At 69.0% G+C, this 26,901-nt stretch carries 22 protein-coding genes and 1 tRNA gene; 19 read left to right on the top strand and 4 right to left on the bottom strand.

Annotation, left to right across the window (positions count from 1 at the left end; translation table 11 throughout):
• From LGR69_RS27520 to rpoC, 11 genes are all read left to right on the top strand, one after another.
• On the top strand, positions 1-144 hold a 144-nt coding region (locus LGR69_RS27520), incomplete at its 5' end, for an EF-Tu C-terminal domain-related protein (protein WP_459560865.1).
• Between the two features lie 227 nt (positions 145-371).
• Positions 372-448, top strand: a tRNA-Trp gene (locus LGR69_RS27515).
• A gap of 185 nt (positions 449-633) precedes the next feature.
• Positions 634-930: a preprotein translocase subunit SecE gene (secE, locus tag LGR69_RS27510; protein ID WP_007566058.1), complete on the top strand. Its 297-nt coding sequence runs from the start codon at positions 634-636 to the stop codon at positions 928-930.
• A gap of 54 nt (positions 931-984) precedes the next feature.
• Positions 985-1,518 (top strand): transcription termination/antitermination protein NusG, encoded by a 534-nt coding sequence (gene nusG, locus LGR69_RS27505; RefSeq protein WP_007566056.1) that lies wholly within the window; start codon positions 985-987, stop codon positions 1,516-1,518.
• Positions 1,519-1,740: 222 nt separating this feature from the next.
• Entirely contained in the window at positions 1,741-2,190 is a 450-nt protein-coding gene (rplK, locus tag LGR69_RS27500; RefSeq protein ID WP_007566054.1) for a 50S ribosomal protein L11, read from the top strand.
• 11 nt (positions 2,191-2,201) lie between these two features.
• Positions 2,202-2,900 carry a 50S ribosomal protein L1 gene (gene rplA, locus LGR69_RS27495; protein WP_007566052.1) on the top strand — a complete coding sequence of 233 codons (699 nt, stop codon included), beginning with the start codon at positions 2,202-2,204 and terminating at the stop codon, positions 2,898-2,900.
• Between the two features lie 160 nt (positions 2,901-3,060).
• A complete protein-coding gene (locus tag LGR69_RS27490; RefSeq protein WP_050735286.1) occupies positions 3,061-4,704 on the top strand; it encodes a B12-binding domain-containing radical SAM protein in 1,644 nt (547 codons plus the stop codon).
• Between the two features lie 641 nt (positions 4,705-5,345).
• Complete coding sequence (rplJ, locus tag LGR69_RS27485; protein ID WP_007566048.1) at positions 5,346-5,864, top strand: 50S ribosomal protein L10; 519 nt, start codon at positions 5,346-5,348, stop codon at positions 5,862-5,864.
• A 49-nt stretch (positions 5,865-5,913) separates the two neighbouring features.
• A complete protein-coding gene (gene rplL, locus LGR69_RS27480; protein WP_007566046.1) occupies positions 5,914-6,291 on the top strand; it encodes a 50S ribosomal protein L7/L12 in 378 nt (125 codons plus the stop codon).
• A 243-nt stretch (positions 6,292-6,534) separates the two neighbouring features.
• On the top strand, positions 6,535-10,659 hold the full coding sequence (rpoB, locus tag LGR69_RS27475) for a DNA-directed RNA polymerase subunit beta (RefSeq protein ID WP_050735284.1): 4,125 nt from the start codon (positions 6,535-6,537) through the stop codon (positions 10,657-10,659).
• 169 nt (positions 10,660-10,828) lie between these two features.
• Entirely contained in the window at positions 10,829-15,037 is a 4,209-nt protein-coding gene (rpoC, locus tag LGR69_RS27470; RefSeq protein WP_230368028.1) for a DNA-directed RNA polymerase subunit beta', read from the top strand.
• A gap of 67 nt (positions 15,038-15,104) precedes the next feature.
• Here the strand turns inward: rpoC and LGR69_RS27465 are convergent, their stop codons facing one another.
• On the bottom strand, positions 15,105-15,638 hold the full coding sequence (locus LGR69_RS27465; RefSeq protein WP_230368027.1) for a helix-turn-helix domain-containing protein: 534 nt from the start codon (positions 15,636-15,638) through the stop codon (positions 15,105-15,107).
• Positions 15,639-15,743: 105 nt separating this feature from the next.
• On the opposite strand from LGR69_RS27465, the gene LGR69_RS27460 reads away from it, so the two are divergent.
• The 5 genes from LGR69_RS27460 (at position 15,744) to acuI (ending at position 20,753) form a co-directional block, all read left to right on the top strand.
• Positions 15,744-16,442, top strand: coding sequence for a glutamine amidotransferase (locus LGR69_RS27460; protein ID WP_230368026.1), 699 nt, complete (start codon positions 15,744-15,746; stop codon positions 16,440-16,442).
• Positions 16,439-17,149 (top strand): MOSC domain-containing protein, encoded by a 711-nt coding sequence (locus tag LGR69_RS27455; protein ID WP_230368025.1) that lies wholly within the window; start codon positions 16,439-16,441, stop codon positions 17,147-17,149. The genes LGR69_RS27460 and LGR69_RS27455 overlap by 4 nt, the downstream gene beginning before the upstream one ends.
• Positions 17,150-17,376: 227 nt before the next feature.
• The gene (locus LGR69_RS27450; RefSeq protein WP_230368034.1) at positions 17,377-18,477 is read left to right on the top strand and encodes a cell wall hydrolase; all 1,101 of its coding nucleotides are present in this window, start codon (positions 17,377-17,379) and stop codon (positions 18,475-18,477) included.
• Between the two features lie 636 nt (positions 18,478-19,113).
• Positions 19,114-19,704 (top strand): hypothetical protein, encoded by a 591-nt coding sequence (locus LGR69_RS27445; protein WP_230368024.1) that lies wholly within the window; start codon positions 19,114-19,116, stop codon positions 19,702-19,704.
• 62 nt (positions 19,705-19,766) lie between these two features.
• Positions 19,767-20,753, top strand: a complete 987-nt coding sequence (gene acuI, locus LGR69_RS27440) for an acrylyl-CoA reductase (NADPH) (protein ID WP_230368023.1) — start codon at positions 19,767-19,769, stop codon at positions 20,751-20,753.
• On the opposite strand, the gene LGR69_RS27435 is transcribed toward acuI, so the two are convergent.
• A complete protein-coding gene (locus tag LGR69_RS27435; RefSeq protein ID WP_230368022.1) occupies positions 20,750-21,574 on the bottom strand; it encodes a class I SAM-dependent methyltransferase in 825 nt (274 codons plus the stop codon). The genes acuI and LGR69_RS27435 overlap by 4 nt on opposite strands.
• A 164-nt stretch (positions 21,575-21,738) precedes the next feature.
• On the opposite strand from LGR69_RS27435, the gene greA reads away from it, so the two are divergent.
• Positions 21,739-22,215: a transcription elongation factor GreA gene (gene greA, locus LGR69_RS27430; protein WP_007566026.1), complete on the top strand. Its 477-nt coding sequence runs from the start codon at positions 21,739-21,741 to the stop codon at positions 22,213-22,215.
• A 6-nt stretch (positions 22,216-22,221) separates the two neighbouring features.
• Here greA and LGR69_RS27425 read toward each other — a convergent pair whose 3' ends face one another.
• Positions 22,222-23,094: a LysR family transcriptional regulator gene (locus LGR69_RS27425; protein WP_007566025.1), complete on the bottom strand. Its 873-nt coding sequence runs from the start codon at positions 23,092-23,094 to the stop codon at positions 22,222-22,224.
• Between the two features lie 139 nt (positions 23,095-23,233).
• Here LGR69_RS27425 and wrbA point away from each other — a divergent pair, with 139 nt between their 5' ends.
• Positions 23,234-23,830: an NAD(P)H:quinone oxidoreductase gene (gene wrbA / locus LGR69_RS27420; RefSeq protein ID WP_050735276.1), complete on the top strand. Its 597-nt coding sequence runs from the start codon at positions 23,234-23,236 to the stop codon at positions 23,828-23,830.
• 193 nt (positions 23,831-24,023) lie between these two features.
• On the opposite strand, the gene LGR69_RS27415 is transcribed toward wrbA, so the two are convergent.
• Positions 24,024-25,022, bottom strand: coding sequence for an L-threonylcarbamoyladenylate synthase (locus LGR69_RS27415; RefSeq protein WP_230368021.1), 999 nt, complete (start codon positions 25,020-25,022; stop codon positions 24,024-24,026).
• A gap of 138 nt (positions 25,023-25,160) precedes the next feature.
• Here LGR69_RS27415 and LGR69_RS27410 point away from each other — a divergent pair, with 138 nt between their 5' ends.
• A complete protein-coding gene (locus LGR69_RS27410; protein ID WP_230368020.1) occupies positions 25,161-26,900 on the top strand; it encodes an acyl-CoA dehydrogenase in 1,740 nt (579 codons plus the stop codon).
• Position 26,901: the final 1 nt, after the last annotated feature.

The following is a 26,901-nucleotide window of genomic DNA, read 5'->3' as shown; positions in this document are numbered from 1 at the left end:
ACCGAGATGGTGATGCCGGGCGACAACGTGACCATGGACGTCACGCTGATCGTGCCGGTGGCCATGGAGGAGAAGCTACGCTTCGCCATCCGTGAAGGCGGCCGCACCGTCGGCGCCGGCGTCGTCGCCGCCATCAACGACTGAGGTCTCGCCCGGCCCGACCCGTCGGGCCGCCGGCTGACCGTCAAGCGACCGGCGCCGGTCTCCGTCCCCGCGGAGGCCGGCGTCGTCGCGTCGGGCACTCGCCCGCCGAGCCCGTCATCGCCGCCGGTTTGGCCACCGGTTTCGGGCCTCAGCCCCCTGAAAGTCCTGCCAAAGCGATCGCAAACCTCTTGCAAGCGGCGCCGCGATCGGGCATTTGGCGGGACGCTAGGAGTGTAGCTCAACTGGTCAGAGCGCCGGTCTCCAAAACCGGAGGTTGCGGGTTCGAGTCCCTCCACTCCTGCCAGATATCTCACCCAACCCCGCGCGGTCGCCCCGGTCGACAAGCCGGCGGAGTTGCGCTAGAGCGGGCGCAATCCGAGATCTGAAGCGACCGTCGGTGCGGGCCCGTCCAGGCCCTCGGCGCCGGATGTTCGCGTTCCCGGAAGCAGGCCCTGCCTCGGGCTCGCGCACGCAAAAAACACTGGCGCCATGGCATCGAACGAAGCGACCAAGAAGGTGGATGTGGCGCGCGGCGCAGCTCGCGGTCCCGCGAACACGCCGCCGGCCCGCCCGGCCACGCCCGCCAAGGTACCGCAGAAGCGCGTGACCCCGGGCGAGTTCTTCTCCCAGGTCCGCGACGAGGCCCGCAAGGTCACCTGGCCGTCCCGCCGGGAGACCACGATCACCACCATCATGGTGTTCGTGATGGTCGTGGTCACCAGCCTGTTCTTCACGGTGGTCGACCAGGCCCTGCGCTTCGTGGTCGGCCTCGTGCTCGGCCTCTGAGGGGCGATATCGATCGGGGGAGACCTCGCGGACTTGTCGGAGTTGAACGGAACCGTGTCGAAGCGCTGGTACATCGTCCACGCCTACTCGAACTTCGAGAACAAGGTCGCGCAGTCCATCAAGGACCAGGCGGCCCAGCGCGGGCTGACCGAGCTGTTCGACGAGGTGATGGTCCCGACCGAGAAGGTCGTCGAGGTGCGCCGCGGCCGGAAGGTCGATGCCGAGCGCAAGTTCTTCCCCGGCTACGTCCTGGTGAAGTGCGACCTGACCGACGAGGTCTACCACCTCATCAAGAACACCCCGAAGGTCACGGGCTTCCTCGGCGCCGACAAGTCGAAGCCGGTTCCGATCCCCGACGCCGAGGCCGAGCGGATCAAGGGCCAGGTCGCCGAGGGCGTCGACCGGCCGAAGCCGTCGATCGCGTTCGAGATCGGCGAGACCGTCCGGGTCGCCGACGGCCCGTTCGCGAGCTTCAACGGCACCGTCGAGGAGATCGACGAGGCCCGCTCCCGCCTCAAGGTAGCGGTGTCGATCTTCGGCCGCGCCACCCCGGTGGAACTGGAATACGCCCAGGTCGAGAAGGCCTGAGCGACATCGGAATTCGGCGGTCGGTCTCCGGCCGCCCATCTTCTTCCGGCCGGTGCTGAGCATCGGCCGCGAAGCGGCCGCACCCCGCGCGGGGGCGGTCTCACCCGCGGAAGATCTGCCCGGCCTCGCCTCCGGGATCCACGGATCGCACCGCGACCTGCAATCGTCCGACCCGCCCGCGCTTAGGCAGCCCGGCGGCGGACGCAGTTTGGGAGTCATCCCATGGCGAAGAAGATCACGGGTTACGTGAAGCTTCAGGTCCCGGCCGGCGCGGCGAACCCGTCGCCCCCGATCGGTCCCGCGCTCGGTCAGCGCGGTCTCAACATCATGGAATTCTGCAAGGCCTTCAACGCGAAGACCGCGCAGATGGAGAAGGGCACTCCGATCCCGGTGATCATCACCGCGTATCAGGACCGCTCCTTCACCTTCGAGATGAAGCAGCCGCCGGTCACCTTCTTCCTGAAGAAGGCCGTCGGTCTGAAGATCGGCAAGAAGCCGGCTTCGGGCTCGAAGACCCCCGGTAAGGGTCCGTCCGTCGGCAAGATCTCCGAGGCGCAGCTGCGCGAGATCGCCGAGAAGAAGATGCCCGACCTCAATTGCGACTCGGTCGAAGCGGCCGTCGCCATGATCCGCGGCTCTGCCCGGGCCATGGGCCTCGAAATCACGGCCTGAGGGAGGACATCATGGCACGCGAAGGAAAGCGCATCCGCGCCGCCCGCGAGGGCATCGAGGTGACCAAGCTCTACCCGCTCGACGAGGCGATCAAGCTGGTCAAGGAGCGGGCGACCGCGAAGTTCGACGAGACCGTCGAGGTCTCGATGAATCTCGGCGTCGATCCGCGCCACGCCGACCAGATGGTCCGCGGCGTCTGCAACCTGCCGAACGGCTCCGGCCGGACGGTCCGCGTGGCGGTCTTCGCCCGCGGCGCCAAGGCGGACGACGCCAAGGCGGCGGGTGCCGACATCGTGGGCGCCGAGGATCTCCTCGAGATCGTCCAGAGCGGCAAGATCGAGTTCGATCGCTGCATCGCCACCCCGGACATGATGCCGCTGGTCGGCCGTCTCGGTAAGGTGCTGGGCCCGCGCGGCCTGATGCCGAACCCGAAGGTCGGCACCGTCACCATGGACGTGAAGAGCGCCGTCGCCGGCGCCAAGGGCGGCTCGGTGGAGTTCCGCGTCGAGAAGGCCGGCATCGTCCATGCCGGCGTCGGCAAGGTCTCGTTCGACGCCGACAAGCTCGTCGAGAACATCAAGGCGTTTGCCGACGCGGTCGCCAAGGCGAAGCCCGCGGGCGCCAAGGGCACCTACGTCCAGCGCATCGCCGTCACCTCGACGATGGGCCCGGGCGTGAAGGTCGAGCCGAACACGGTGCTGACCGCCTGAACCTCGACTCATCGTTATCACGAAGCGCCCGGCCGGAAACGGCCGGGCGTTTTTCGTGCGCGAGGCTGAGGCCCGGTCTCCCGGCGGTGGTTGGATCCATCACGTTATTCTCAGCATTGAAGGGGGGCGCCATCCCGCACGGCTGTGCTAGATAGGCGCCATGCGCAGCACTGTCTCCGTCACGACCCGCCGACGCATCCTGTGCGTCTTCCCCGCCTACACGCCCTCGTTCGGGACATTCTCGCACGCCTACCCGCTGATGGGCGGCGTCAAGGCGTTCATGCCCCCGCAGGGCCTCCTGGTGATCGCGGCCTACATGCCCGAGAGCTGGGAGTACCGCTTCATCGACGAGAACATCCGGCGCGCCTCCGCCCAGGATTTCGCCTGGGCCGACGCCGTGTTCGTCTCCGGGATGCATATCCAGGAGGGCCAGATCCACGATATCGGCCGCCGCGCCCATGCGGCCGGCAAGGTCGCGGTGCTGGGCGGCCCCTCGGTATCCGGGGCGCGCGAGAAATACCCGGATTTCGACTATCTCCATGTCGGCGAGATCGGCGACGCCACCGACCGGCTGATCGAGCGGCTCGATGCCGACGTCGCCCGGCCGACCCAGCAGGTCGTGTTCGAGACCGGCGAGCGGCTGGCGCTCTCGGACTTCCCGGCCCCGGCCTACGAGGCGGCCCCGCTCAAGCGCTACCTGATCGGCTCGCTCCAGTTCTCCTCTGGCTGCCCGTATCGCTGCGAGTTCTGCGACATCCCGCAGCTCTACGGCCGCCAGCCGCGGCTGAAGACCCCCGAGCAGATGTGCGCCGAGCTCGACGCCATCATCAGCCAGCCCGGGCATCCGGCGGTGGTCTACTTCGTCGACGACAACTTCATCGCCAACCGCAAGGCGACGCGCGAGATGCTGCCCCATCTTGTGGAGTGGCAGAAGAAGAACAACTACCCGCTCCAGTTCGCCTGCGAGGCGACCCTGAACATGGCCAAGCAGCCCGAGATCCTCGAGCTGATGCGCCAGGCCAACTTCATGACCGTGTTCGTCGGCATCGAGACGCCGGAGGCGGACGCGCTCAAGGGCATCGACAAGACCCACAACGCCGCCGTGCCGATGTACGAGGCGATCGAGACGCTCAATTCCTACGGGCTCGAAGTGACCTCGGGCATCATCCTGGGCCTCGATTCCGACAGCGACAAGTCGGAGCAGAACCTGATCGACTTCATCGACAAGTCGGCGATCCCGGTGCTGACCATCAACTTGCTCCAGGCCCTGCCCAAGACCCCGCTCTGGGACCGGCTGGAGCGCGAGGGCCGGCTGGTTCACGACGCGGCGCTGGAATCCAACGTGCTGTTCAAGCGCCCGCACGACACCGTCGTGGCGAGCTGGCGCCGGGCGATCGCCCACGCCTACGAGCCGGAGCAGCTCTTCTCCCGGTTCAAGCACCAGTGCCAGACCACCTACCCGAACCGGATCAAGACGCCGACCAAGGGCAAGCTCACCTTCACGAACCTGCGCCGCGGCCTGATCCTCGGCTTCAACATCATCACGCGGGTCGGGCTGCTCTCGGATTACCGCAGGCCGTTCTGGAGCGCCGCCGGCTACGCGCTCAAGCGCGGGCAGATCGAAGCGGTGTTCAATATGGGCTTCGTCGCCCACCACCTGATCCGCTTCACCCGCGAGGCCCTGCGGGGCGAGCACAACGCCTCGTTCTACGCCGCCAAGGCCGCGGAGGCCGAGGATGCACGGCGGCGCTCGTGGTGGGAGAATGCCCGGCGCAAGCTGGCACCGGAGCGCGAGGCGGCCTAGCATAACGGGTCGCCTGTGCGGGGCCTCGCAGCCCCACCGACATCGATCTCGATTCGATCCTGGAGCGCCGGCGCTCCAGGATCGGGCGTTTGCCTAGGATGAGGGGCCGAGCTGAACCCGACTGACCCTGCCTCCAAAGCCGATCTCCCCCACGGGCCCTTGCCTGCGGCGGAAAAGTCGCGCTTCGGCCCTTGGCAGGCGGCGTCCTAGCCTCTATACACCGCGCCTTACGCATTTCATCCTCACGGAAGGAGACGGCCAATCGGCCGGTTTCCGCATGAAATGTCGCCCGGGCAACCGGGTGGCAAAGGCCGGCAGGATCCAGAGGGCGCCAAGCCCTGCGGAGCCTTGTCCGGCCATGTCCTGTCCGAGACTGCAGGTGCCGGTTCGCCGGCTTAATCAAAGACCAGCCTGCACAGACGGGGAAGACCGAACTTAGGAAAAGCCTCGCTCCGGCAAACGCCGTAGAGAGGTGTCGGTTTGAACCAACTCGCCCGAAGCGGCCCCCAGGGGCACGTGCGGGGACAGGGCCGCGAAGCGTCGTTCGGACGTTCCCGGTCTCTTGAAGGCCGAGACGACGTCCGGGCGGCATGTGCAACCGGCGGACCCGAGACCGGGTTCCGCCAACCGGAGAGAGCCCAGTGGACCGGACAGCAAAAGCTGACCTCGTCTCGACGCTCAACGGCGTGTTCAATCAGAGCGCCGTCGTCGTCGTGGCCCACTACAAGGGCCTCACGGTGGCCGACATGCAGAAGCTGCGTTCGCAGATGAAGCAGGCCGGCGCCACCGTGAAGGTCGCCAAGAACAGCCTCGCCGGCATCGCACTCGATGGTACGGACGTCGCCTCCATCAAGCCGCTCCTGAAGGGCCCGACCCTGCTCGCCTATTCCGGCGACCCGGTCGCAGCCGCGAAGGTCGCGGTCGATTTCGCCAAGACGAACGACAAGCTCGTGATTCTCGGCGGCGCGATGGGGAAGACAACCCTGAACCCGGACGGCGTGAAGGCGCTCGCCTCGCTCCCGTCCCTCGACGAACTGCGCGCCAAGATCGTGGGCCTCGTACAGGCGCCCGCGACCAAGATCGCCCAGGTCGTCAATGCGCCGGCGGCCAAGCTCGCCCGCGTGTTCGGGGCCTACGCCACCAAGGACGAGGCCGCTTGAGGCCCTTCAAAAACCAATCGTTCGAACCGATATCTGAGAGGAATTGAAAATGGCTGATCTTGCCAAGCTCGTCGACGACCTGTCCTCGCTGACCGTTCTCGAGGCCGCCGACCTGGCCAAGATGCTCGAAGAGAAGTGGGGCGTCTCGGCTGCTGCCGCCGTCGCCGTCGCCGCTGGCCCGGCCGCCGGTGGCGCCGCCGCCGCCGTCGAGGAGCAGACCGAGTTCACCGTCGTGCTCGCTGCCGCCGGCGACAAGAAGATCGAGGTCATCAAGGAGGTCCGCGCGATCACCGGCCTCGGCCTCAAGGAGGCCAAGGATCTGGTCGAGGGCGCTCCGAAGCCGGTCAAGGAAGGCGTCGCCAAGGACGAGGCCGAGAAGCTCAAGGCCCAGCTCGAGAAGGCTGGCGCCAAGGTCGAGCTCAAGTAAGTCGACGATGGGCCGGTTCCGGCCCATCACCCCACGGAGGTCCGCTTCGGGCCTGTCGTGACTGGAGCCCGCGGGTGCAGCACCCGCGGGCTTTAGGCCGCTTCGGCGGAGGGCCCTGAAACGGGCCAGAGAGATTCGGTTCGGTGGCGCGGTCCGGCGGGGCGCGCGTTACGGCCCGGCGCGGGAGGTCCCTTTCGGGAACGCTTCCCCGGGCGCGAGGCACGCGGGATGGAGCGAGTTCACATGGCCAACACGCTGGTCGGTCGCAAGCGCATTCGGAAGTTCTTCGGCAAGATCAAGGAAGTCGCCGAGATGCCGAACCTCATCGAGGTTCAGAAGGCATCCTACGACCAGTTCCTCATGGTCGACGAACCGGAGGGCGGCCGCGGCGATGAAGGCCTCCAGAGCGTGTTCAAGTCGGTGTTCCCGATCTCGGACTTCGCCTCGACGGCCCTGCTCGAATTCGTGCGCTACACGTTCGAGCAGCCGAAATACGACGTCGACGAGTGCCGCCAGCGCGGCATCACCTTCGCGGCCCCGCTGAAGGTGACCCTGCGTCTGATCGTGTTCGACGTCGATCCGGACACCCAGGCCAAGTCGGTCAAGGACATCAAGGAGCAGGACGTCTACATGGGCGACATGCCCCTGATGACGGAGAACGGCACCTTCATCGTCAACGGCACCGAGCGCGTCATCGTCTCGCAGATGCACCGCTCGCCGGGCGTGTTCTTCGACCACGACAAGGGCAAGACCCACTCCTCGGGCAAGCTCCTGTTCGCCGCCCGCATCATCCCGTATCGCGGCTCCTGGCTCGACGTCGAGTTCGACGCCAAGGACATCGTGCACGTCCGCATCGACCGCAAGCGCAAGCTGCCGGCGACGTCGCTGCTCTACGCGCTCGGCCTCGACGGCGAGGAGATCCTGTCGACCTTCTACAACCGCGTGGTCTACGACCGCGACGGCGCCGAGTGGCGCGTGCCGTTCGACCCCGAGCGGATGAAGGGCATGAAGGCCACCGTCGACCTGATCGACGCCGATTCCGGCGAGGTCGTGCTCGAGGCCGGCAAAAAGCTCAACGCCCGCAACGCCCGGCAGATCACCGAGAAGGGCACCAAGTTCCTCAAGGCCACCGACGAGGATCTCGTCGGCCAGTACATCGCCGAGGACCTGGTCAACACCGAGACCGGCGAGATCTGGGCCGAGGCCGGCGAGGAGATCTCCGAGAAGCTCCTGAAGAGCCTCGAAGAGGTCGGCATCACCGAGCTGCCGGTGCTCGACATCGACCACGTCAATGTCGGCCCCTACATCCGCAACACGCTGGCGGTGGACAAGAACTCCAACCGCGAAGGCGCGCTGTTCGACATCTACCGGGTCATGCGGCCCGGCGAGCCGCCGACGCTCGACACCGCCGAGGCGATGTTCCACTCGCTGTTCTTCGATTCCGAGCGCTACGACCTCTCCGCGGTCGGCCGCGTGAAGATGAACATGCGCCTCGACCTCGACGCCGCCGACACGGTCCGCACCCTCCGCAAGGAGGACATGCTGGCGGTCGTCAAGGCGCTGGTCGAGTTGCGCGACGGCAAGGGCGAGATCGACGACATCGACCACCTCGGCAACCGCCGGGTGCGCTCGGTCGGCGAGCTCATGGAGAACCAGTACCGGCTCGGGCTGCTCCGCATGGAGCGCGCGATCCGCGAGCGCATGAGCCAGGTCGATATCGACACGGTGATGCCGCAGGACCTGATCAACGCCAAGCCGGCGGCGGCGGCGGTGCGCGAGTTCTTCGGCTCGTCGCAGCTCTCGCAGTTCATGGACCAGACCAACCCGCTCTCCGAGGTGACGCACAAGCGCCGCCTCTCGGCGCTTGGCCCGGGCGGTCTGACCCGCGAGCGCGCCGGGTTCGAGGTGCGCGACGTGCACCCGACCCATTACGGCCGCATCTGCCCGATCGAGACGCCGGAAGGCCCGAATATCGGCCTGATCAACTCGCTGGCGACCTTCGCCCGGGTGAACAAGTACGGCTTCATCGAGACCCCGTTCCGCCGCGTGCGCGACGGCGTGGTCACCGACGAGGTCGCCTACCTCTCGGCCATGGAGGAGGCGAAGTACTACGTCGCCCAGGCCAACGCGCAGATGGACGAGAACAAGAAGCTGACGGAAGACCTCGTGGTCTGCCGCCGGGCCGGCGACGTGATCGTCGTGGGTCCGGAGCGCGTCGACCTCATGGACGTCTCGCCCAAGCAGCTCGTGTCGGTGGCCGCGGCGCTGATCCCGTTCCTCGAGAACGACGACGCCAACCGCGCCCTCATGGGCTCGAACATGCAGCGGCAGGCCGTGCCGCTGGTGCGCGCCGACGCGCCGTTCGTCGGCACCGGCATGGAGGCCGTGGTCGCCCGCGATTCCGGCGCGGCCATCGCGGCGCGCCGCTCCGGCATCGTCGATCAGGTGGATGCCACCCGTATCGTCATCCGGGCCACCGAGGAGGCCGACGCCACCAAGCCGGGCGTCGACATCTACCGCCTGCAGAAGTTCCAGCGCTCCAACCAGTCGACCTGCATCACGCAGAAGCCGCTGGTCCGCGTCGGCGAGCCGGTGAAGAAGGGCGAGATCATCGCCGACGGTCCGTCGACGGAATTCGGCGAGCTCGCCCTCGGCCGGAACGTGCTCGTCGCGTTCATGCCGTGGAACGGCTACAACTTCGAAGACTCGATCCTGCTCTCCGAGCGGATCGTGAAGGATGACGTGTTCACCTCGATCCATATCGAGGAGTTCGAGGTGATGGCCCGCGACACCAAGCTCGGGCCGGAGGAAATCACCCGCGACATCCCGAACGTCTCCGAGGAAGCGCTCAAGAACCTCGACGAGGCCGGCATCGTCTATATCGGTGCCGAGGTGAATGCCGGCGATATCCTGGTCGGCAAGATCACCCCGAAGGGCGAGAGCCCGATGACGCCGGAGGAGAAGCTCCTGCGCGCCATCTTCGGCGAGAAGGCCTCGGACGTGCGCGACACCTCCCTGCGGGTGCCGCCGGGCGTCACCGGCACGATCGTCGAGGTCCGGGTGTTCAACCGCCACGGCGTTGACAAGGACGAGCGCGCCCAGGCGATCGAGCGCGAGGAGATTGAGCGGCTCGCCAAGGACCGCGACGACGAGCAGGCGATCCTCGACCGCAACACCTACGCCCGCCTGGCGGACGTGCTGATCGGTCAGGCGCCGGTGGCCGGCCCGAAGGGCTTCAAGAAGGACACCACGCTCACCCGCGAGCTGATCAACGACTACCCGCGCTCGCAATGGTGGCAGTTCGCCGTCATCGACGACCGTCTCATGACCGAGATGGAGGCGATGCAGAAGCAGTACGACGAGTCGAAGAAGCGCCTCGAGCAGCGCTTCCTCGACAAGGTCGAGAAGCTGCAGCGCGGCGACGAGCTGCCGCCCGGCGTCATGAAGATGGTCAAGGTCTTCGTGGCGGTGAAGCGTAAGATCCAGCCGGGCGACAAGATGGCCGGCCGTCACGGCAACAAGGGTGTCGTGTCGCGGATCGTGCCGATCGAGGACATGCCGTTCCTGGAGGACGGGACCCATGCCGACATCGTGCTCAACCCGCTGGGCGTGCCCTCGCGCATGAATGTCGGCCAGATCCTGGAGACCCATCTGGGCTGGGCGGCTGCGGGCCTGGGTCGCAAGGTCTCCAAGGCGGTGGATGCCTATCTGAAGACCCAGGACATCACCCCGCTGCGGGAGGAGATGACGGCGATCTACTCTCCGGGCGAGCTCGATGGCCTGACCGACGAGGAGCTGGCCGAGGCCGGCAACAACGTCCGTCGCGGCGTGCCGATGGCCACGCCGGTGTTCAACGGCGCCAAGGAGGCCGACATCGAGCAGATGCTCGAGATGGCCGGCCTCGACCGCTCGGCGCAGTCGACGCTCTACGACGGGCGGACCGGTGAGCCTTTCGACCGCAAGGTGACGATGGGCTACATCTACATGCTGAAGCTGCACCACCTGGTGGACGACAAGATCCACGCCCGGTCGATCGGCCCGTACTCGCTCGTCACCCAGCAGCCGCTGGGCGGCAAGGCGCAGTTCGGCGGTCAGCGCTTCGGCGAGATGGAGGTCTGGGCGCTGGAGGCCTACGGCGCGGCCTACACGCTGCAGGAGATGCTCACGGTGAAGTCGGACGACGTGGCCGGCCGCACCAAGGTCTACGAGGCGATCGTCCGCGGCGACGACACGTTCGAGGCCGGCATCCCCGAATCGTTCAACGTGCTCGTCAAGGAGATGCGCTCGCTCGGCCTCAACGTCGAGCTGACGTCCTCCAAGAAGGCCGCCAACGACCAGCTCGAGCCGCCCGCCGACGCCGCCGAGTAGCGGCGTCGCGAACACCTCCCGTGGCGGCCTCGGGTCGCCACGGTCGAGCGGGGAGGGGCGGGGCCTCCGGTGACGACGGTCAGCGGCGCTCGAACGGGGCGCGGCGCCGGATCTTTTTCAGGACACGGGGGCCCGGCGCGGGGCAACCGGCGTCAACAAGGAGCGGATCATGAACCAAGAGGTCATGAACCTTTTCAACCAGCAGGCCACGCCGGTCAGCTTCGATCAGATCAAGATTTCGATCTCGTCGCCGGAGAAGATTCTCTCCTGGTCATACGGTGAGATCAAGAAGCCCGAGACCATCAACTACCGGACCTTCAAGCCCGAGCGCGACGGCCTGTTCTGTGCGCGCATCTTCGGGCCGATCAAGGACTACGAGTGCTTGTGCGGCAAGTACAAGCGCATGAAGTACAAGGGCGTCATCTGTGAGAAGTGCGGCGTCGAGGTCACCCTCGCGCGCGTCCGGCGCGACCGCATGGGCCATATCGAGCTGGCCGCCCCGGTCGCGCATATCTGGTTCCTGAAGTCGCTGCCCTCGCGCATCGGCCTGCTGCTCGACATGGCCCTCAAGGACCTCGAGCGCATCCTGTACTTCGAGTCCTACTGCGTCATCGAGCCGGGCCTCACCCCCCTGAAGGAGCGTCAGCTCCTGTCGGAGGAGGAGTACCTGCGCGCCCAGGAGGAGTACGGCGAGGATTCGTTCACCGCCATGATCGGCGCCGAGGCCATCCGGCGCATCCTGCAGGAGCTCGACCTCGACAAGATCGCCAACGATCTGCGCGAGGAGATCGCGGTCACCACCTCTGAGCTGAAGCCGAAGAAGCTGCTGAAGCGCCTCAAGATCATCGAGGCGTTCCAGATGTCCGGCAACAAGCCGGAATGGATGATCCTGACCGTCGTCCCGGTGATCCCGCCGGACCTGCGCCCGCTGGTCCCGCTGGATGGCGGCCGCTTCGCGACCTCCGACCTGAACGACCTCTACCGTCGCGTCATCAACCGCAACAACCGCCTCAAGCGGCTGATCGAGCTGCGCGCGCCCGACATCATCATCCGCAACGAGAAGCGGATGCTGCAGGAGGCTGTCGACGCGCTGTTCGACAACGGCCGCCGCGGCCGCGTCATCACGGGTGCCAACAAGCGCCCGCTGAAGTCGCTCGCCGACATGCTGAAGGGCAAGCAGGGCCGGTTCCGCCAGAACCTGCTCGGCAAGCGCGTCGATTACTCGGGCCGTTCGGTCATCGTGGTCGGCCCCGAGCTGAAGCTGCACCAGTGCGGCCTGCCGAAGAAGATGGCGCTCGAGCTGTTCAAGCCGTTCATCTACGCGCGCCTCGACGCCAAGGGCTTCTCGGCGACGGTGAAGCAGGCCAAGAAACTGGTCGAGAAAGAAAAGCCGGAGGTCTGGGATATCCTCGACGAGGTGATCCGCGAGCACCCGGTGATGCTGAACCGCGCGCCGACGCTGCACCGCCTCGGCATCCAGGCCTTCGAGCCGAAGCTGATCGAGGGCAAGGCGATCCAGCTGCACCCGCTGGTCTGCGCCGCGTTCAACGCCGACTTCGACGGCGACCAGATGGCCGTGCACGTCCCGCTGTCGCTCGAGGCGCAGCTGGAAGCGCGCGTCCTCATGATGTCGACCAACAACATCCTGCACCCGGCGAATGGTCAGCCGATCATCGTGCCGTCGCAGGATATCGTGCTCGGCCTCTACTACCTGTCGATCGTGGCCGACGGCGCGCCGGGCGAGTTCAAGGCCGACAACGCCAAGAACCCGATGCAGGGCGTCTTCGGTGACATGGGCGAGCTCGAGCACGCGCTCGCGGCCAAGACCGTGTCGCTGCACACCAAGATCAAGTGGCGCTGGACCGGCATCGGCCCGGATGGCGAGCCGTTGACCAAGACCTACGACACCACCCCGGGCCGGGTCATCCTGTCCGGCGCCCTGCCGAAGCACGCCAAGGTTCCCTTCGACGTCGTCAACAAGCTGATGACCAAGAAGGAGATCTCGGCGATGATCGACACCGTCTACCGCCACTGCGGTCAGAAGGAGTCGGTGATCTTCTGTGATCGGATCATGGCGCTCGGCTTCAACCACGCGTTCAAGGCCGGCATCTCGTTCGGCAAGGACGACATGGTCGTGCCGGACAACAAGTGGTCGATCGTCGACACCACCCGTACGCTCGTGAAGGACTACGAGCAGCAGTACAACGACGGCCTGATCACCCAGGGCGAGAAGTACAACAAGGTCGTGGACGCCTGGGCCAAGTGCTCGGACAAGCTGGCCGCCGAGATGATGAACCGCATCTCGAGCGTCCAGAAGGACGAGCACGGCGCCGACAAGCAGGTCAACTCGATCTACATGATGAGCCACTCGGGTGCCCGTGGCTCGCCCGCCCAGATGAAGCAGCTCGCCGCCATGCGTGGCCTGATGGCCAAGCCCTCGGGCGAGATCATCGAGACGCCGATCATCTCGAACTTCAAGGAAGGTCTGGACGTGCTGGAGTACTTCAACTCCACGCACGGTGCCCGTAAGGGCCTCGCCGACACCGCCCTGAAGACCGCCAACTCCGGCTACCTGACCCGCCGCCTCGTCGACGTGGCCCAGGACGCCGTGATCCGCGAGGTCGATTGCGGCACGACCAACGGCATCAAGATGCGCGCCATCGTGGATGCCGGCCAGGTCGTGGCGACGCTGGCGACCCGCATTCTCGGCCGCGCCACGGCCGAGGATCTGGTCGCGGCCGACGGCACGGTGATCGTCAAGACCGGCGAGACCATCGAGGAGCGGCACCTGCCGGCCATCCAGGCGGCGGGCATCCAGGAGGTGAAGATCCGCTCCGTGCTGGTCTGCGCCACCAAGAGCGGCGTCTGCGCCACCTGCTACGGGCGCGATCTCGCCCGCGGCACGCCCGTCAACATGGGCGAGGCGGTCGGCGTCATCGCGGCGCAGTCGATCGGCGAGCCGGGCACCCAGCTCACCATGCGCACCTTCCACATCGGCGGCGCCGCGCAGATCGCCGACTCGTCGTTCATCGAGTCGAGCTTCGAGGGCACGATCAAGATCCGCAACCGGGCTATCGCCAAGAACTCGGACGGGGACCTGATCGCCACCGGCCGGAACGTGGCGGTCGTGATCGTCGGGTCGGACGGGGTCGAGCGGGCGGTCCACCGCCTGCAATACGGCGCCAAGCTCCGGGTCGACGAGGGCGACAAGATCAAGCGCGGCCAGCGGATCGCCGAGTGGGACCCCTACACCCGTCCGATCCTCACCGAGGTCGACGGTATCGTGGCCTACGAGGATCTGGTCGACGGCCAGTCCATGACCGAGACCACCGACGAATCGACCGGCATCGCCAAGCGCGTGGTGGTCGATTGGCGCGGCTCGGCCCGGACCTCGGATCTGAAGCCCGCGATGGTCGTGGTCGACAAGGAGGGCAAGGCGCTCAAGCTGCCGCGCGGCTCGGACGCCCGTTACTTCCTGCCGGTCGACGCCATCATCGGCTTCGATCCGGGAGCGAAGGTCAATGCCGGCGACATCCTGGCCCGTGTCTCGACCGACTCGGCCAAGACCCGCGACATCACCGGCGGTCTGCCGCGGGTGGCGGAGCTGTTCGAGGCCCGGCGCCCGAAGGACGCGGCGATCATCGCCGAGAAGTCGGGCACCATCGCGTTCGGCCGCGACTACAAGAACAAGCGTCGGCTCACGCTGACGCCGCATGACGGCTCCGAGGCGGTGGAGTACTTGATCCCGAAGGGCAAGCACATCCACCTGCAGGATGGCGACGTGGTGGAACTCGGCGATTACATCGTCGACGGAAACCCGGCCCCGCACGACATCCTGGCGATCAAGGGCGTGGAGGAACTCGCGGCCTACCTCGTCAACGAGATCCAGGAGGTCTACCGGCTGCAGGGCGTGTCGATCAACGACAAGCACATCGAGGTCATCGTCCGGCAGATGCTGCAGAAGGTCGAAGTCACCGACGGTGGCGATTCGGACATCCTCGCGGGTGACCAGATCGATCGGACGGAGCTGACCGAGTACAACGAGAAGCTGCTTGCCGAGGGCAAGAAGCCGATCCAGGGCGTGCCGGTTCTGCTCGGCATCACCAAGGCGTCGCTGCAGACGAAGTCGTTCATCTCGGCGGCCTCGTTCCAGGAGACGACCCGGGTGCTCACCGAGGCCGCGGTCAACGGCAAGATCGACCATCTGGAAGGCCTCAAGGAGAACGTCATCGTCGGCTCGCTCATCCCGGCGGGCACGGGCTCGATGGTGGCCGACATCCGCGCGGTGGCGCGCCGTCGCGACGCGATGATCCTGCAGCAGAAGCAGGCCGGCAGCGCCGCGGATCCGATCGAGGAGCTGCCCCCCGCCGCCGAGTGATCGGATCGGGAGCGACAGACGCAGGAGGGGCGGCCGTGAGGCCGCCCTTTCTTTTTGCCGGCTCCGGTCAGCCGGCGACGAAGACCAGCACGGCGGCCTTGCGCCCATCGAGCCGGCGCAGCCGGTGCGGCAGCCCGGCCGCGTAGGTGGCGCAATCGCCGGCCCGCAGCGTGAGGAGCCGGTCCGCCACCGCCAGCTCGACCGCGCCCTCCAGCACGTAGGCGATCTCCTGGCCGGCATGGCTCGGCCGGTCCTGGGTAAGGAACGCGTCGCCCGGCTCGACGATGTAGAGCGAGCCGGCCCGGCCGTCGGCCCCGGGTATCAGCGCCTGCACCCCGTAGGCCGGGTCCTGGACCACGGCCCGGTCTTCCCGCCGCACCACGACCAGGTCGGCGGCCCCGGCCGATTCCCCGAACAGCTCCGCCATCTGGGCGCCCAGCGCCTGCGCGATCGCCTCCAGGGTGCCGACCGAGGGCGCCTTCTCGCCCCGCTCGATCCGGGACAGGTGCCCCTTGTGGATGCCGGCGGCGGCCGCGAGCGCTTCGAGGGTCAGGCCGCGGCGGTGGCGGAAGGCGCGGATGCGGCCGGCGAGGATCGACATGGCGGGACCATGCCGCTTGCCCCCGATACGGGCAACCTTTATGCCTCTGGACAACAGGTTGTCCGAGTCGGGGCGTCCCGGGTCGGTCACAAACCGGGTGGGGCCATGCGCGAAGCCGTCGTCATCCGCCACGTGGCGTTCGAGGATCTCGCCGCCTTCGCGGATCCCATCGAGCAAGCCGGCTACGCGATCCGCTACCGGGATGCAGGGATCGACGATCTCACCCCCGAGCAAGCCGGGGGCGCCGACCTCCTCGTCGTGCTCGGCGGTCCGATGAGTGCCGACCAGGATGACCTTTACCCGTTCCTGCGCGCCGAGCGGGAAGCCCTGCGGGTTCGGCTCGCCGCCGGCGCACCGACCCTCGGGATCTGCCTCGGTGCGCAGCTCATGGCCGCCGCCCTCGGGGCCCGGGTCGCCCCCGGCCCGGGCAAGGAGATCGGCTGGGCGCCGGTGGCGCTGACCGATCGCGGCCGCGCCGGCCCGTTGCGGCATCTCGACCATGTGCCCGTGCTGCACTGGCACGGCGACGCCTTCGATCTTCCGCCCGGCGCCGAGCGTCTGGCGGCGACGCCGCTCTGCCCGAACCAAGCCTTCGCGCTCGGCCGGCACGCGCTGGGCTTCCAGTTCCATCCGGAGGCGGACGGGCAGGGTTTCGAGCGCTGGCTGATCGGCCACGCGGTCGAGATCGCGGCGACGCCGGGCGCGTCGGTGCCGGCCCTGCGGGCGGATGCGCGCCGGCTCGGCCCGGGCGCCGCCGAGGCGGGCCGGCGCTGCCTCGCCGAATGGCTGGGCGGGCTCACATGACCGACGCCGTGACGGAGGTCGCGATCGACGCGGTGCTGGTCGGGCCGGTCGCCCCGCTCGGCCTGTCGGGCTCGAGCAGCGGCATCGCCAAGACGCCCCGCCTCCACCCGGTCGCGGTCGGCCTCAATGGGCTCGCCGGCGACGCACAGGCGGATCTCCGCCATCACGGCGGCCCCGAGAAGGCCGTGCACCATTACGCGTTCGATCATTACGCCGGCTGGCGGCGGGACGTGCCGGAGGCCGACCCGTCCCTCCTCGCGCGGCCCGGCGCCTTCGGCGAGAATCTCTCGACCCTGGGCCTGACCGAACACGATATCTGCGTCGGCGACCTGTGGCGCGTCGGCTCGGCCCTGCTGCAGGTCAGCCAGGCCCGGCAGCCCTGCTGGAAGCTCAATCACCGGTTCGCCGCCGCCGACATGGCCCGCCGTGTCCAGGCGAGCGGGCGGACCGGCTGGTACTACCGCGTCGTCGAGCCGGGGATGATCGCGCCAGGCGACCGCCTGCGCCTGATCGACCGGCCCCACCCGGCTTGGCCGCTCACCCGGCTCCTGCGGGCCTTCTACGTGGACCGGCTGGATCGGGATGCCCTCGCGGGGATCGCGGCGCTCGAGACGCTGTCCCCCTCCTGGCGGGCGCTGGCCCGGCGGCGTCTCGAACGCGGCGTGGTCGAGGATTGGGCGCCCCGCCTCGAATCGCCGGACAGCTGAGAACCGCTGGAGCGAGAGCGCCGTCCTGGTTCGGACGCGCCCGCGCGGCCGCGCTTAACCCGACCTCAACCATACCGGCCGATAAATCCCGGGCCGCACCGGAACCGCCGTCTTCGGCGCCCAGGATCGCGGATGGGGTTGGTCGGAACGGGTCTGTAGCCGTGCGTGCGAGACGAGGACGACGGGAATCGAGCCTGCGCTGGCTCTCGGCCGCCTTCACGCCCTGGCTGGCGGGGCTCGGCCTGCTGGTCTCGTTCACGGCCGATGCCGGGACCGAGAACGCCATCGGCTCGAGCCGGCTCGGGGCGATCGATGCCTTCACGGTCCCGGCCCTGCCGCCCGGCACGGCGCTGATCGGATCCGCCCTGCGGCGCAGCGCCGACGAGCCGCTCCAGGCGGTGCTCAAGACCGGCGCGCACGTCTTCCCGGTGGTACAGCGGGACGGCAAGGGCGACCCGTCCCAGCCGCCGGCCGCGAGCTTCGCCCGCCGTGCCGCCGCGTTGCGCGAGACCGGCGCCGCCCTGGTGTTCGGCGACGTCACCGGCAGCGTCAGCGGCGTGCTGAGCGCGGGCTCGGCGGTCTGGGATCCCGAGGCCGAGCCGGAGGCCGGCTTCGTGCCGGTGCCCGATCTCGGCCTGACCACGGGGTCCGGCAGCGCCGCCTCCACGGGGGAGGGCAGTGCCGACCTCACCGAGGACGGCGAGACCGAGCGCCGCTTCGACGGCTCGACCCCGCCCGTGCCCCGGGCCGTGGCCCTGTCCTCGACCACGCCCGCGCCGGCCGACGCGATCCCGATCGAGGTTGCGGCCGCGAGCCTGGCGCTGCCCGATTTCGCGATCCGTGCCGATCGCCCGGACATCCTGCAATCGGTCCCCGAGGATGCCCGCCGGCGCTACGCCGACCTGATCGATCCGGAATCCCTCGACAAGGAGCAGCGCTGCCTGTCGGAAGCGGTGTATTTCGAGGCCCGCAGCGAATCCGAGGCCGGCCGGGCCGCCGTCGCCCAGGTGGTCCTCAACCGCGTGAAGAGCGGCCTCTATCCGAGCAGCGTCTGCGGCGTCGTCTACCAGAACCGGCACCATTACATGGGCTGCCAGTTCTCCTTCGCCTGCGAGGGCAAGTCCCTGCGCATCACCGATGCCGGCGCCTGGGAATCGGCGACCCGGATCGCCCGCTCGGTGATCGAGGGCCGGACCTACCTGGCCGAGGTCGGCGCCGCCACCCACTACCACGCCGACTACGTGCGGCCGGGCTGGGCGCGCCGCCTGCGCAAGATGGATGTGATCGGGCGGCACATCTTCTACCAGCTCAAGCCCGGGCAGACCTGAGCGGCCTGCATCGGCAGGGGGTTCCTGCATTCGCGCGGGGGTTTGCATTCCTGCGCATCGGTCCACATAATGTGGGCGAGAGCCCGCGGGGGGCCACCCGCGGACCCTCTTGTTGGGTAGCCTGGCAGCTACGTGTTACGCGAGCCCGAGCGTGATGGTCACAGACCACTCACCGCTCGGGTTTCTCGTAACGGTGATCCGCAAGAGCGGAATCATCAACACATCGCTCACCCCCTTCCCGTCTGCCTACTCGAACGACAGCGGTCGGCTAATCCGCCGTAAGCGCCGGTGGCCCGGTGCCTTCGTGACGGGAGGGTGCGCCCAACGGGGCTACGGTAGCGGGGGCATTTGCAGCTGTCACTTGCCTAAGGGCGGCGGCCGATATCGACCCTGAATCCACGCCATGTTGCCGTGCCGCCGAGGCGGACGGCCTCTCGATCATCGTGCGCCGGGCGATCCAGTAGATTGGAGAGATTTACCTAAGCATTCAGTAACTACGCAATCGGGACCGAGGGTAATTTTACCTTCCTTTTGAACTCTGCTTGCGAGTCGGGCAACGAGTCTGGCCTGTAGTGCGTCGAGACGAGCGCCGCCTTTGCGCAGCATCTCGCCCGTACCGCGTACCAGAGGACCTCCATGACCGCGCCGGTCGCACGCTCCACCCTTCTCGCCGCCGTCTTCGGCGGCCTGCTGTTCGCCGCCCCCGCGCAGGCCGGCGGTTGCTACGGCTCCGAATGCTACCGCCACGTCACGTCCCCGCCGGTCTACGACACGGTGCAGGAGAACGTGCTGGTGCGGCCGCCGCGCACGGTCTACCGCACCACGCCGCCGGTCTACGACACCGTGTCCGAGCGCGTGATGGTCTCGCCCGGCGGTCGCGTCTGGCAGACGAGCCGCGGTCCCGGCGGCGAGCTGATCGGCTGCTGGGTCACCACGCCGCCGCGCTTCGCCCTGCGCACCCGGACCGTGCTGGTGCGGCCCGCCCAGTCGATCCCCGAGACCATCCCGCCGGAATACGCCACCGTCTCCCGGCGCGTCCTGGTGGCGCCGGCCCGCGCCGGCTGGGTGCCGGTCCGCGGCGGCTATGGCGGCGGCTACCGCGCCGCCTCCTATGGCGGGCCCCTGGTCGGGTCGATCCCGGACGCCGTCGGCATCACGGGCGCCAGCTCGGCCGATATCGGCGTCGGCCTCGGCTTCTCCACCGGCAGCCGGTACGACGGCTACTGATCCGGCCGCCTTGATTCCGGACGTCCCGGCGACACCTCACGGCGCATGCATGGGAGGTGGTGATGGGGACGTTCAAGGCCTGGGTGATCGACAAGGGCGAGGCCGGGCAGAGCCTCGCCTTCCGGGATTTCGACGATGCCGACCTGATGGAGGGTGACGTCACGGTCCGGGTGACGCACTCGACCCTGAACTACAAGGACGGGCTCGCGCTCACCGGCACGTCGCCCGTGGTGCGCCGCTTCCCGATGATTCCCGGCATCGATTTCTCCGGGATCGTCGAGGCCTCGGATCACCCGGATTACAAGCCCGGCGACGCGGTCGTGCTCACCGGCTGGGGTGTCGGCGAGACGCATCTGGGCGCCTACGCTGAGCGTGCCCGGGTCAAGGGCGACTGGCTGGTGCCGCTCCCCCAAGGGCTGACCGCCGAACAGGCCATGGCGATCGGCACGGCGGGCTACACCGCGATGCTGTCCCGGATGGCCCTCGACGCGCACGGGCTGACGCCGGCGCAGGGGCCCGCGATCGTCACCGGGGCGTCCGGCGGCGTCGGCTCGGTGGCGGTGGCGCTGCTGGCCCGGGCCGGCTGGCACGTGATCGCCTCCACGGGCCGGGACGGCGAGGCCGACTACCTCAAGGGCCTCGGCGCTGCCGAGATCCTCGACCGGGCAGAGTTGTCCAAGCCCGGCAAGCCGCTGGGCAAGGAGCGCTGGGCGGCCGGCATCGACGCGGTGGGCTCGACCACCCTGGCCAACGTGCTGGCGCAGACCCGGTCCGACGGCGCGGTGGCGGCCTGCGGGCTGGCCCAGGGCATGGACCTGCCGACCTCCGTGGCGCCGTTCATCCTGCGCGGCGTCTCGCTGCTCGGGATCAACAGCGTCACCACCCCGCAGCCCAAGCGCCGCGAGGCCTGGGCGCGCCTCGCCCGGGAACTCGATCTCGACACGCTCGCCCGCATGACCAGCCGGGTCCGCCTGGAGGAGGTCGGCCGGCTCGGCCCGGAGATCCTGGCTGGCCGGATCCGGGGCCGCACCGTTGTGGAAATCGGCTAGAGCGCTCGATGCTCCGGCCCTTTCCGGGCCTGGAGCAGGTAGCTCAGCGGCAGCAGCCGGCCGGCCGAAAGGGGCTCGTCGGCGGTGGTGCTGATGTTGTCCGGGAATTCCTGGAACCGCTCGATCGCGAGCCCCGCGCCGATCAGGCTCTCGATCACCCGGCTCATGGGATGCACGTACCAGTAATGCGGCCCGACCTCCGGTGCCGGGCCGTCCCCGTACACGATGGCGGTCTCGCCCACGAAGGGCGCGTCGCGGAAGTAGGAGTGCCGGACGAGGAGCGCCGGCTCCTGTTTCGGCTCGAACACGTTCGTGATCGGGTGCTCCTCGTGGATGAGGATCCGGCCGCCCGGGCGCAGCAGCCGCGCGGGAACCGCCATGAACCGGGCGAGGTCCGGCATCCAGCCGAACACGCCGATCGTGATCACCACGAGGTCGAAGCTGGCGTCGTAGTGCGGGTCGATGGCGTGCACGTCGCCGGCGACGAACTGGCAGGCGCGCCCGGCGATCCGGGCCAGCTCCCGGGCCTGGTCCAGGAACGCCTCCGACTGGTCGAACCCCACCGCCGCCCGGGCGCCGAGATTCATCAGCGACACGGTCTCCCGGCCGTTGTTGCAGCAGAGATGGGCCACCGTCTTGTCCGCGAGCCCGATCTCCTGCAGGGCCGCCTGCATCGGCGGGTCGAACCAGGAGAAGTTCGGGTTGCTGGCGAAGTGACGGGTCAGTCGATCCCAGGTGGGATCCGCCCGGTGAAACGGAGCGGAAGCATCCCAGGCCTTGCGGTTGGCCGCGATGGCCTCGGAAAAGGGTGGGGACGACATCGGCTGCTCCGGAGATCCTTCGAAGAGCCGGCCTTGTGCACGAATGTCGCGCGTCGCGGAACGCCAAGCCTTCGCCGTCTTCGACGGATCGCGCCCGATGTCTTCGCAGAGACGCGGGCGGTGACGGCTGGAACCTCCGCCGTTCCTGCCGCATTACATTCCTTATGAGCGTCGCATTCGTCAAAGAGACCGAAGGTGGAGAAGCCTTCGAGAACCTGCCCGATCGTCCGATCTCGCCGCACGCGAACTTCGTCACCCCGGAAGGGCTGGCGCAGATCGAGGCCGAGGTCGCGCGCCTGGAGAAGGAACTGTCCACCCTGGACCACGCCGACAAGGCGGAGGATTCCCGGATCGGCCGGGACCTGCGCTACTGGCTGGCGCGCAAGAACACCGCCCAGGTGGTCGAGCCGATGAGCGGCGACACCGTGCATTTCGGTTCCACCGTCACGATCCTGCGTGAGGACGAGTCCGGCAAGGAGACTCGCCAGACCTTCCGCATCGTCGGCGAGGACGAGGCCGACCCGCACAAGGGCACGATCTCCTACGTGGCACCCCTGGCCCGGGCGATCACCGGCAAGAGCGTCGGCGACGTCGTCGAGGTCAACGGCAACGAGGTCGAGGTGGTCGAGGTCCGCGCCTGACCGTAGCTACCGGCCCTCGAAGCGCGGCCGCAGCGGCAGGATCGCTTCGGCCAGGTGATCCATGAAGGCCCGCACCCGCCCGGCATGGCGCAGGTCGGGATGCGTCAGCATCCAAAGATCGGCGCCGATCTCCGGATGCGGGCCCGACAGCCGGCGCAGCGTCGGGTCGGCATCGCCCTCGAAGCAGGGCAGCGGGCCGATCCCGATCCCCGCCGCCACCGCGGCGGTCAAGCCCGTCACCGTGTTGATCCGCAGCCGCACCCGCTCGACGGGCGCACGGGCCGCGACGAACGGCGTGAACAGGGAGGCCGCGACCGCCGAACCGGGGACCACCCAGTACGCGTCGGCGAGGTCCCCGTAGGTCTGCCCGGCCTGCCCGTAGACCGCCCAGGCGATCCCGGTCAGGCGTCGCCCGACCAGCGTCTCGCTCGGGTTCCGGCTGGCGCGGATCGCCACGTCGGCGTCCCGGCGCGACAGGTTCAGCGCCTCCTCGGCCAGGATCAGGTCGAGGCGGATCTGCGGATAGCGGTCGCAGAAGGATGCGAGGATCGGCATCAGCAGGGTCGAGGCGAGATTGACCGGCGCGGTCACGCGCAACTCGCCCGACGGCGTCTGATCCTGGCCGGCGACCGTCCGGGAGAAGCTCGCGACGTCGGTCTCGATCCGGGCCGCCGCCTCGATCATCGCCAGCCCGGCCGGGGTCGGCACGTAGCCGGTGCGCAGGCGCTCGAACAGGCGCACATCGAGCCGGGCCTCGATCGATCCGAGGCGCCGGAACGCCGTGGAATGGTTGATGCCGAGCTGCGCCGCAGCCGCGGTCAGGCCGCCCCGGTCGGCGACCGCCTTCACGAAGCGGAACTCGTCCCAATCGAGCGACACGCGAACTCTCTTGCATGGCTGCAAGCGCACTCTTGCGCCGAAGGGCATTTTTGCAAAGCACAAAACGCGCGATGGAAAGGCGATCGTGCCGTCGGGGAAGCCCGGCGGCACTCCGCAACCCGAGACGGGAGATCGCGCGATGGCCAAGGTTCTGGTGCTGTACTACTCGACCTACGGACATGTGGAGCAGATGGCCTATGCCGTCGCCGAGGGCGCCCGCGAGGCCGGGGCCGAGGCGGTGGTCAAGCGCGTGCCGGAGCTGGTGCCCGAGGAGGTCGCCCGGCAGAATCACTTCAAGCTCGATCAGGCCGCGCCGATCGCCACCGTGGATGAGCTGCCCCAGTACGACGCCATCATCTTCGGCACGCCGACCCGCTACGGCAACATGGCCTCGCAGATGAAGCAGTTCATCGACCAGACCGGCGGCCTGTGGATGAAGGGGGCCCTGATCGGCAAGGTCGGCTCGGTCTTCACCTCCACGGCCTCCCAGCATGGCGGCCAGGAGACGACGCTGACGAGCTTCCACACGGTGCTGTTCCACCACGGCATGGTGGTGGTCGGCCTGCCCTACGCCTTCCCGGGCCAGACGGGCGTCGAGGCGGTGAAGGGCAACACGCCCTACGGCGCCAGCACGATCGCGGATGGCGACGGCTCGCGCCAGCCGAGCGCGGTCGAGCTGGACGGCGCCCGGTTCCAGGGCCGCCATGTCGCCGGGATCGCGGCCAAGCTCGCCTGATCCGGCGCGCCATCCGCCAACGGGGGCCGTCCCGGTCGCAGCGCGGCTCGGGACGGCGCAAGACAAGAAAAAAGGCTCGGATTGCTCCGAGCCTTGAAGGAAAAAGGCCATTTGGGGGCTGAGAAGGCCTTCGTGATCAATGAACGATCCATGCCGCGGTCTGTTCCACGGCGATGATAAAAATACTTTTCTGTCAGCGCGGGGCGGCCGCTCGGGCTAGACGGTCGCGGATCGCCTCGCCCAGGCCCTCCGCTCGGATCGGCACGACCGCAATCGTGGCGGCCCCGGACGCGTCGAGATCGCGCAACGCCCCGAATAGGCGGGACGCCGCCTCGGCCGGATCGCCCGCCGGGCTCAGGTTCAGCACCGCCCGCGCCCACTCGTGACCCTCGGGCCATCCATCCCCGAACAGCAGCAGCGCCTCGCCGGGCTCGATGCGCTCCACGTCGAGCCGCACCCGCGCCCGGGGAGCGTAATGCGAGGCGAGCATGCCGGGGCCGGCCGGTTGGTCGGCATCGGCCGCCTCGGGGGCGGCGGGGTCGAAGCCCAGGACCACGCCGAGCGCCGCCCGGGTGATCCCGCCCGGCCGCAGCAGGCGTGGCGGTCCGCCTAAGCAGGCCACCACCGTCGATTCGACCCCCACCGGCGTGTCGCCGCCGTCGAGCAGGCCGGCGATCCGTCCGGCGAGGTCGTCGAGGACGTGCTCGGCCCGAGTCGGGCTGACCCGACCCGACCGGTTGGCCGAGGGCGCCGCCACCGGCCGGCCGACGGCCTCCAGCAGGGCGCGGGCGACCGGATGCCCGGGGACCCGCAGGGCGACGCTGGGCAGCCCGGCCCGGGCCAGATCGCAAACGCGGGTGCCCGCATGGGCCGGGACGACCAGGGTCAGGGGGCCCGGCCAGAACGCCTCGGCGAGGCGACGGGCGGCCTCGTCGAAGCTGCCCTCGGCGAGAGCGGCGTCCCTGTCGGCCAGGTGGGCGATCAGCGGGTTGAAGCGCGGCCGCTCCTTGGCGGCGAAGATCCGCGCCACGGCGGCGGGGTCGGTGGCGTCGGCGCCGAGCCCGTAGACCGTCTCGGTGGGGAAGGCCACGAGCGCGCCGGCCCGCAGCAACGCGGCGGCCTGCGCCAGGCCGGCCGCGTCGGGATCGAGCCGCCGGGTCGCGGCCGGGACCGTTGACCCGGGATCGTTCATGCGGGAAGCCGTCGCGCGAAGTGATGGCGGCGCGCGCCTCGCGCGCCTATCCTGGGGCCGCCGTAGCCCCGGTGCCCGGGCGCGGTCAAACCCGCCCCGGGCCGAACGAGCGGGCGGGCCGAGAGGAGCGACCACCCGATGAGCTACCGCGCCCCCGTTCCCGAGATGCTGTTCACCCTCCGGCACGTGACCGGGCTGGACGGGGTCGAGCCCGAAGACGCCGAGGCGATCCTCACCGAGGCCGGACGGATCGCCGCCGGGGTGCTCGCGCCGCTGAACCGGGTCGGCGACCGGCACGGCACCCCGTTCACGGACGGGCGCGTGACCACGCCCCCCGGCTGGCGCGAGGCCTATCGCACTTTCACCGAAGGCGGCTGGAACGGCCTCTCGGCCGAGTCTGACCATGGCGGCCAGGGCCTGCCGAAGCTGATCGAGGCCGCCTGCACCGAGATGTGGAACGGCGCCAACCTCGCCTTCGGCCTCTGCCCGCTTCTGACCCAGGGCGGCATCGAGGCGCTCGCCGCCCACGGCTCCGACGATCTGAAGGCGCGCTATCTCGAGAAGCTCGTCACCGGCGAATGGCCCGCCACCATGAACCTGACCGAGCCGCAGGCGGGCTCGGACCTCGCCCTGCTGCGCAGCCGCGCCGAGCGCGCCGGCGACGGCACCTACCGGATCACCGGCTCCAAGATCTACATCACCTACGGCGAGCATGATCTGGCGGACAACATCGTCCACCTCGTGCTGGCGCGCCTGCCCGATGCCGCCGCCGGCACCCGCGGCATCTCGCTGTTCCTGGTGCCGAAGGTCCTGCCCGACGGAACCGCCAACGACCTGCGCTGCTCCGGTATCGAGCACAAGCTCGGCATTCACGCCTCGCCGACCTGCTCGATGGCCTTCGGCGACCAGGGCGGCGCCGTCGGCTGGCTGATCGGGCAGGAGAACAAGGGCCTGGCCTGCATGTTCACGATGATGAACGCGGCCCGGCTCAATGTCGGCCTGCAGGGGGTCGGCGTCGCCGAGGCCGCGACCCAGCGGGCGCTGGCCTACGCGCAGGAACGCCGGCAGGGCCGGGCGGTCGGGGCCGCGGAGGCCACGAGCCCGATCGTCGCGCATCCGGACGTGCAGCGCATGCTGCTGACCATGAAGGCCTCTACGGCGGCCGCGCGCGCCATCTGCTACCTCACGGCGGCCGCCCTCGACGCGTCCCGGGGTCCGGAAGGGCAGGGCGCTTTGGACCGCGCCTCCCTGCTGACCCCGGTGGCCAAGGCGTTCTCCACGGATCTCGCCAACGAGGTGACCTCGCTCGGCGTGCAGGTCCATGGCGGCATGGGCTTCGTCGAGGAGACCGGGGCGGCCCAGCTGATGCGCGATGCCCGAATCCTCGGCATCTACGAGGGCACCAACGGCATCCAGGCCATCGACCTCACCGCCCGCAAGCTGCCGCTGAACGGCGGCGCCACCGCCCGGTCGCAGATCGCCTGGATGCGCCGGGCCGCGGAGGGCCTGCTCAAGGCGGGCGATCCCGCCTTCGGCCATATGGCGGCGCGGCTGCGCGACGGGATCGGCAACCTCGATCGGGCGACCAGCCACCAGCTGGCGGCGCTGACCTCGAACCGCCCGAACGCCGCGCTCGCCGGCGCGACCCCGTATCTGCGCCTGTTCGGCCTCGTGCTCGGCGGCGCCTGCCTGGCGCGCGGCGCGCTCGCGGCCTCCGCGGCCGTGAAGGCCGGCGAGACCGACCCGGCCCATGCCGCCCGGATCGCGCTGGCCCGGTTCTACGCCGAGAATCTCCTGGTGGCCGCGGGCGGCCTGGAACAGAGCGTCGTCGCTGGCGGCGCCTTCACGGACGACGCCGCGCTGGCGCTGGCGGTTTGAG

It is taken from the genome of Methylobacterium brachiatum (assembly GCF_020523825.1).
Taxonomy (GTDB): domain Bacteria; phylum Pseudomonadota; class Alphaproteobacteria; order Rhizobiales; family Beijerinckiaceae; genus Methylobacterium; species Methylobacterium brachiatum.
The sequence above is the reverse complement of the archived record's forward strand: the minus strand, read 5'-3'. Positions and strand labels throughout refer to the sequence as shown.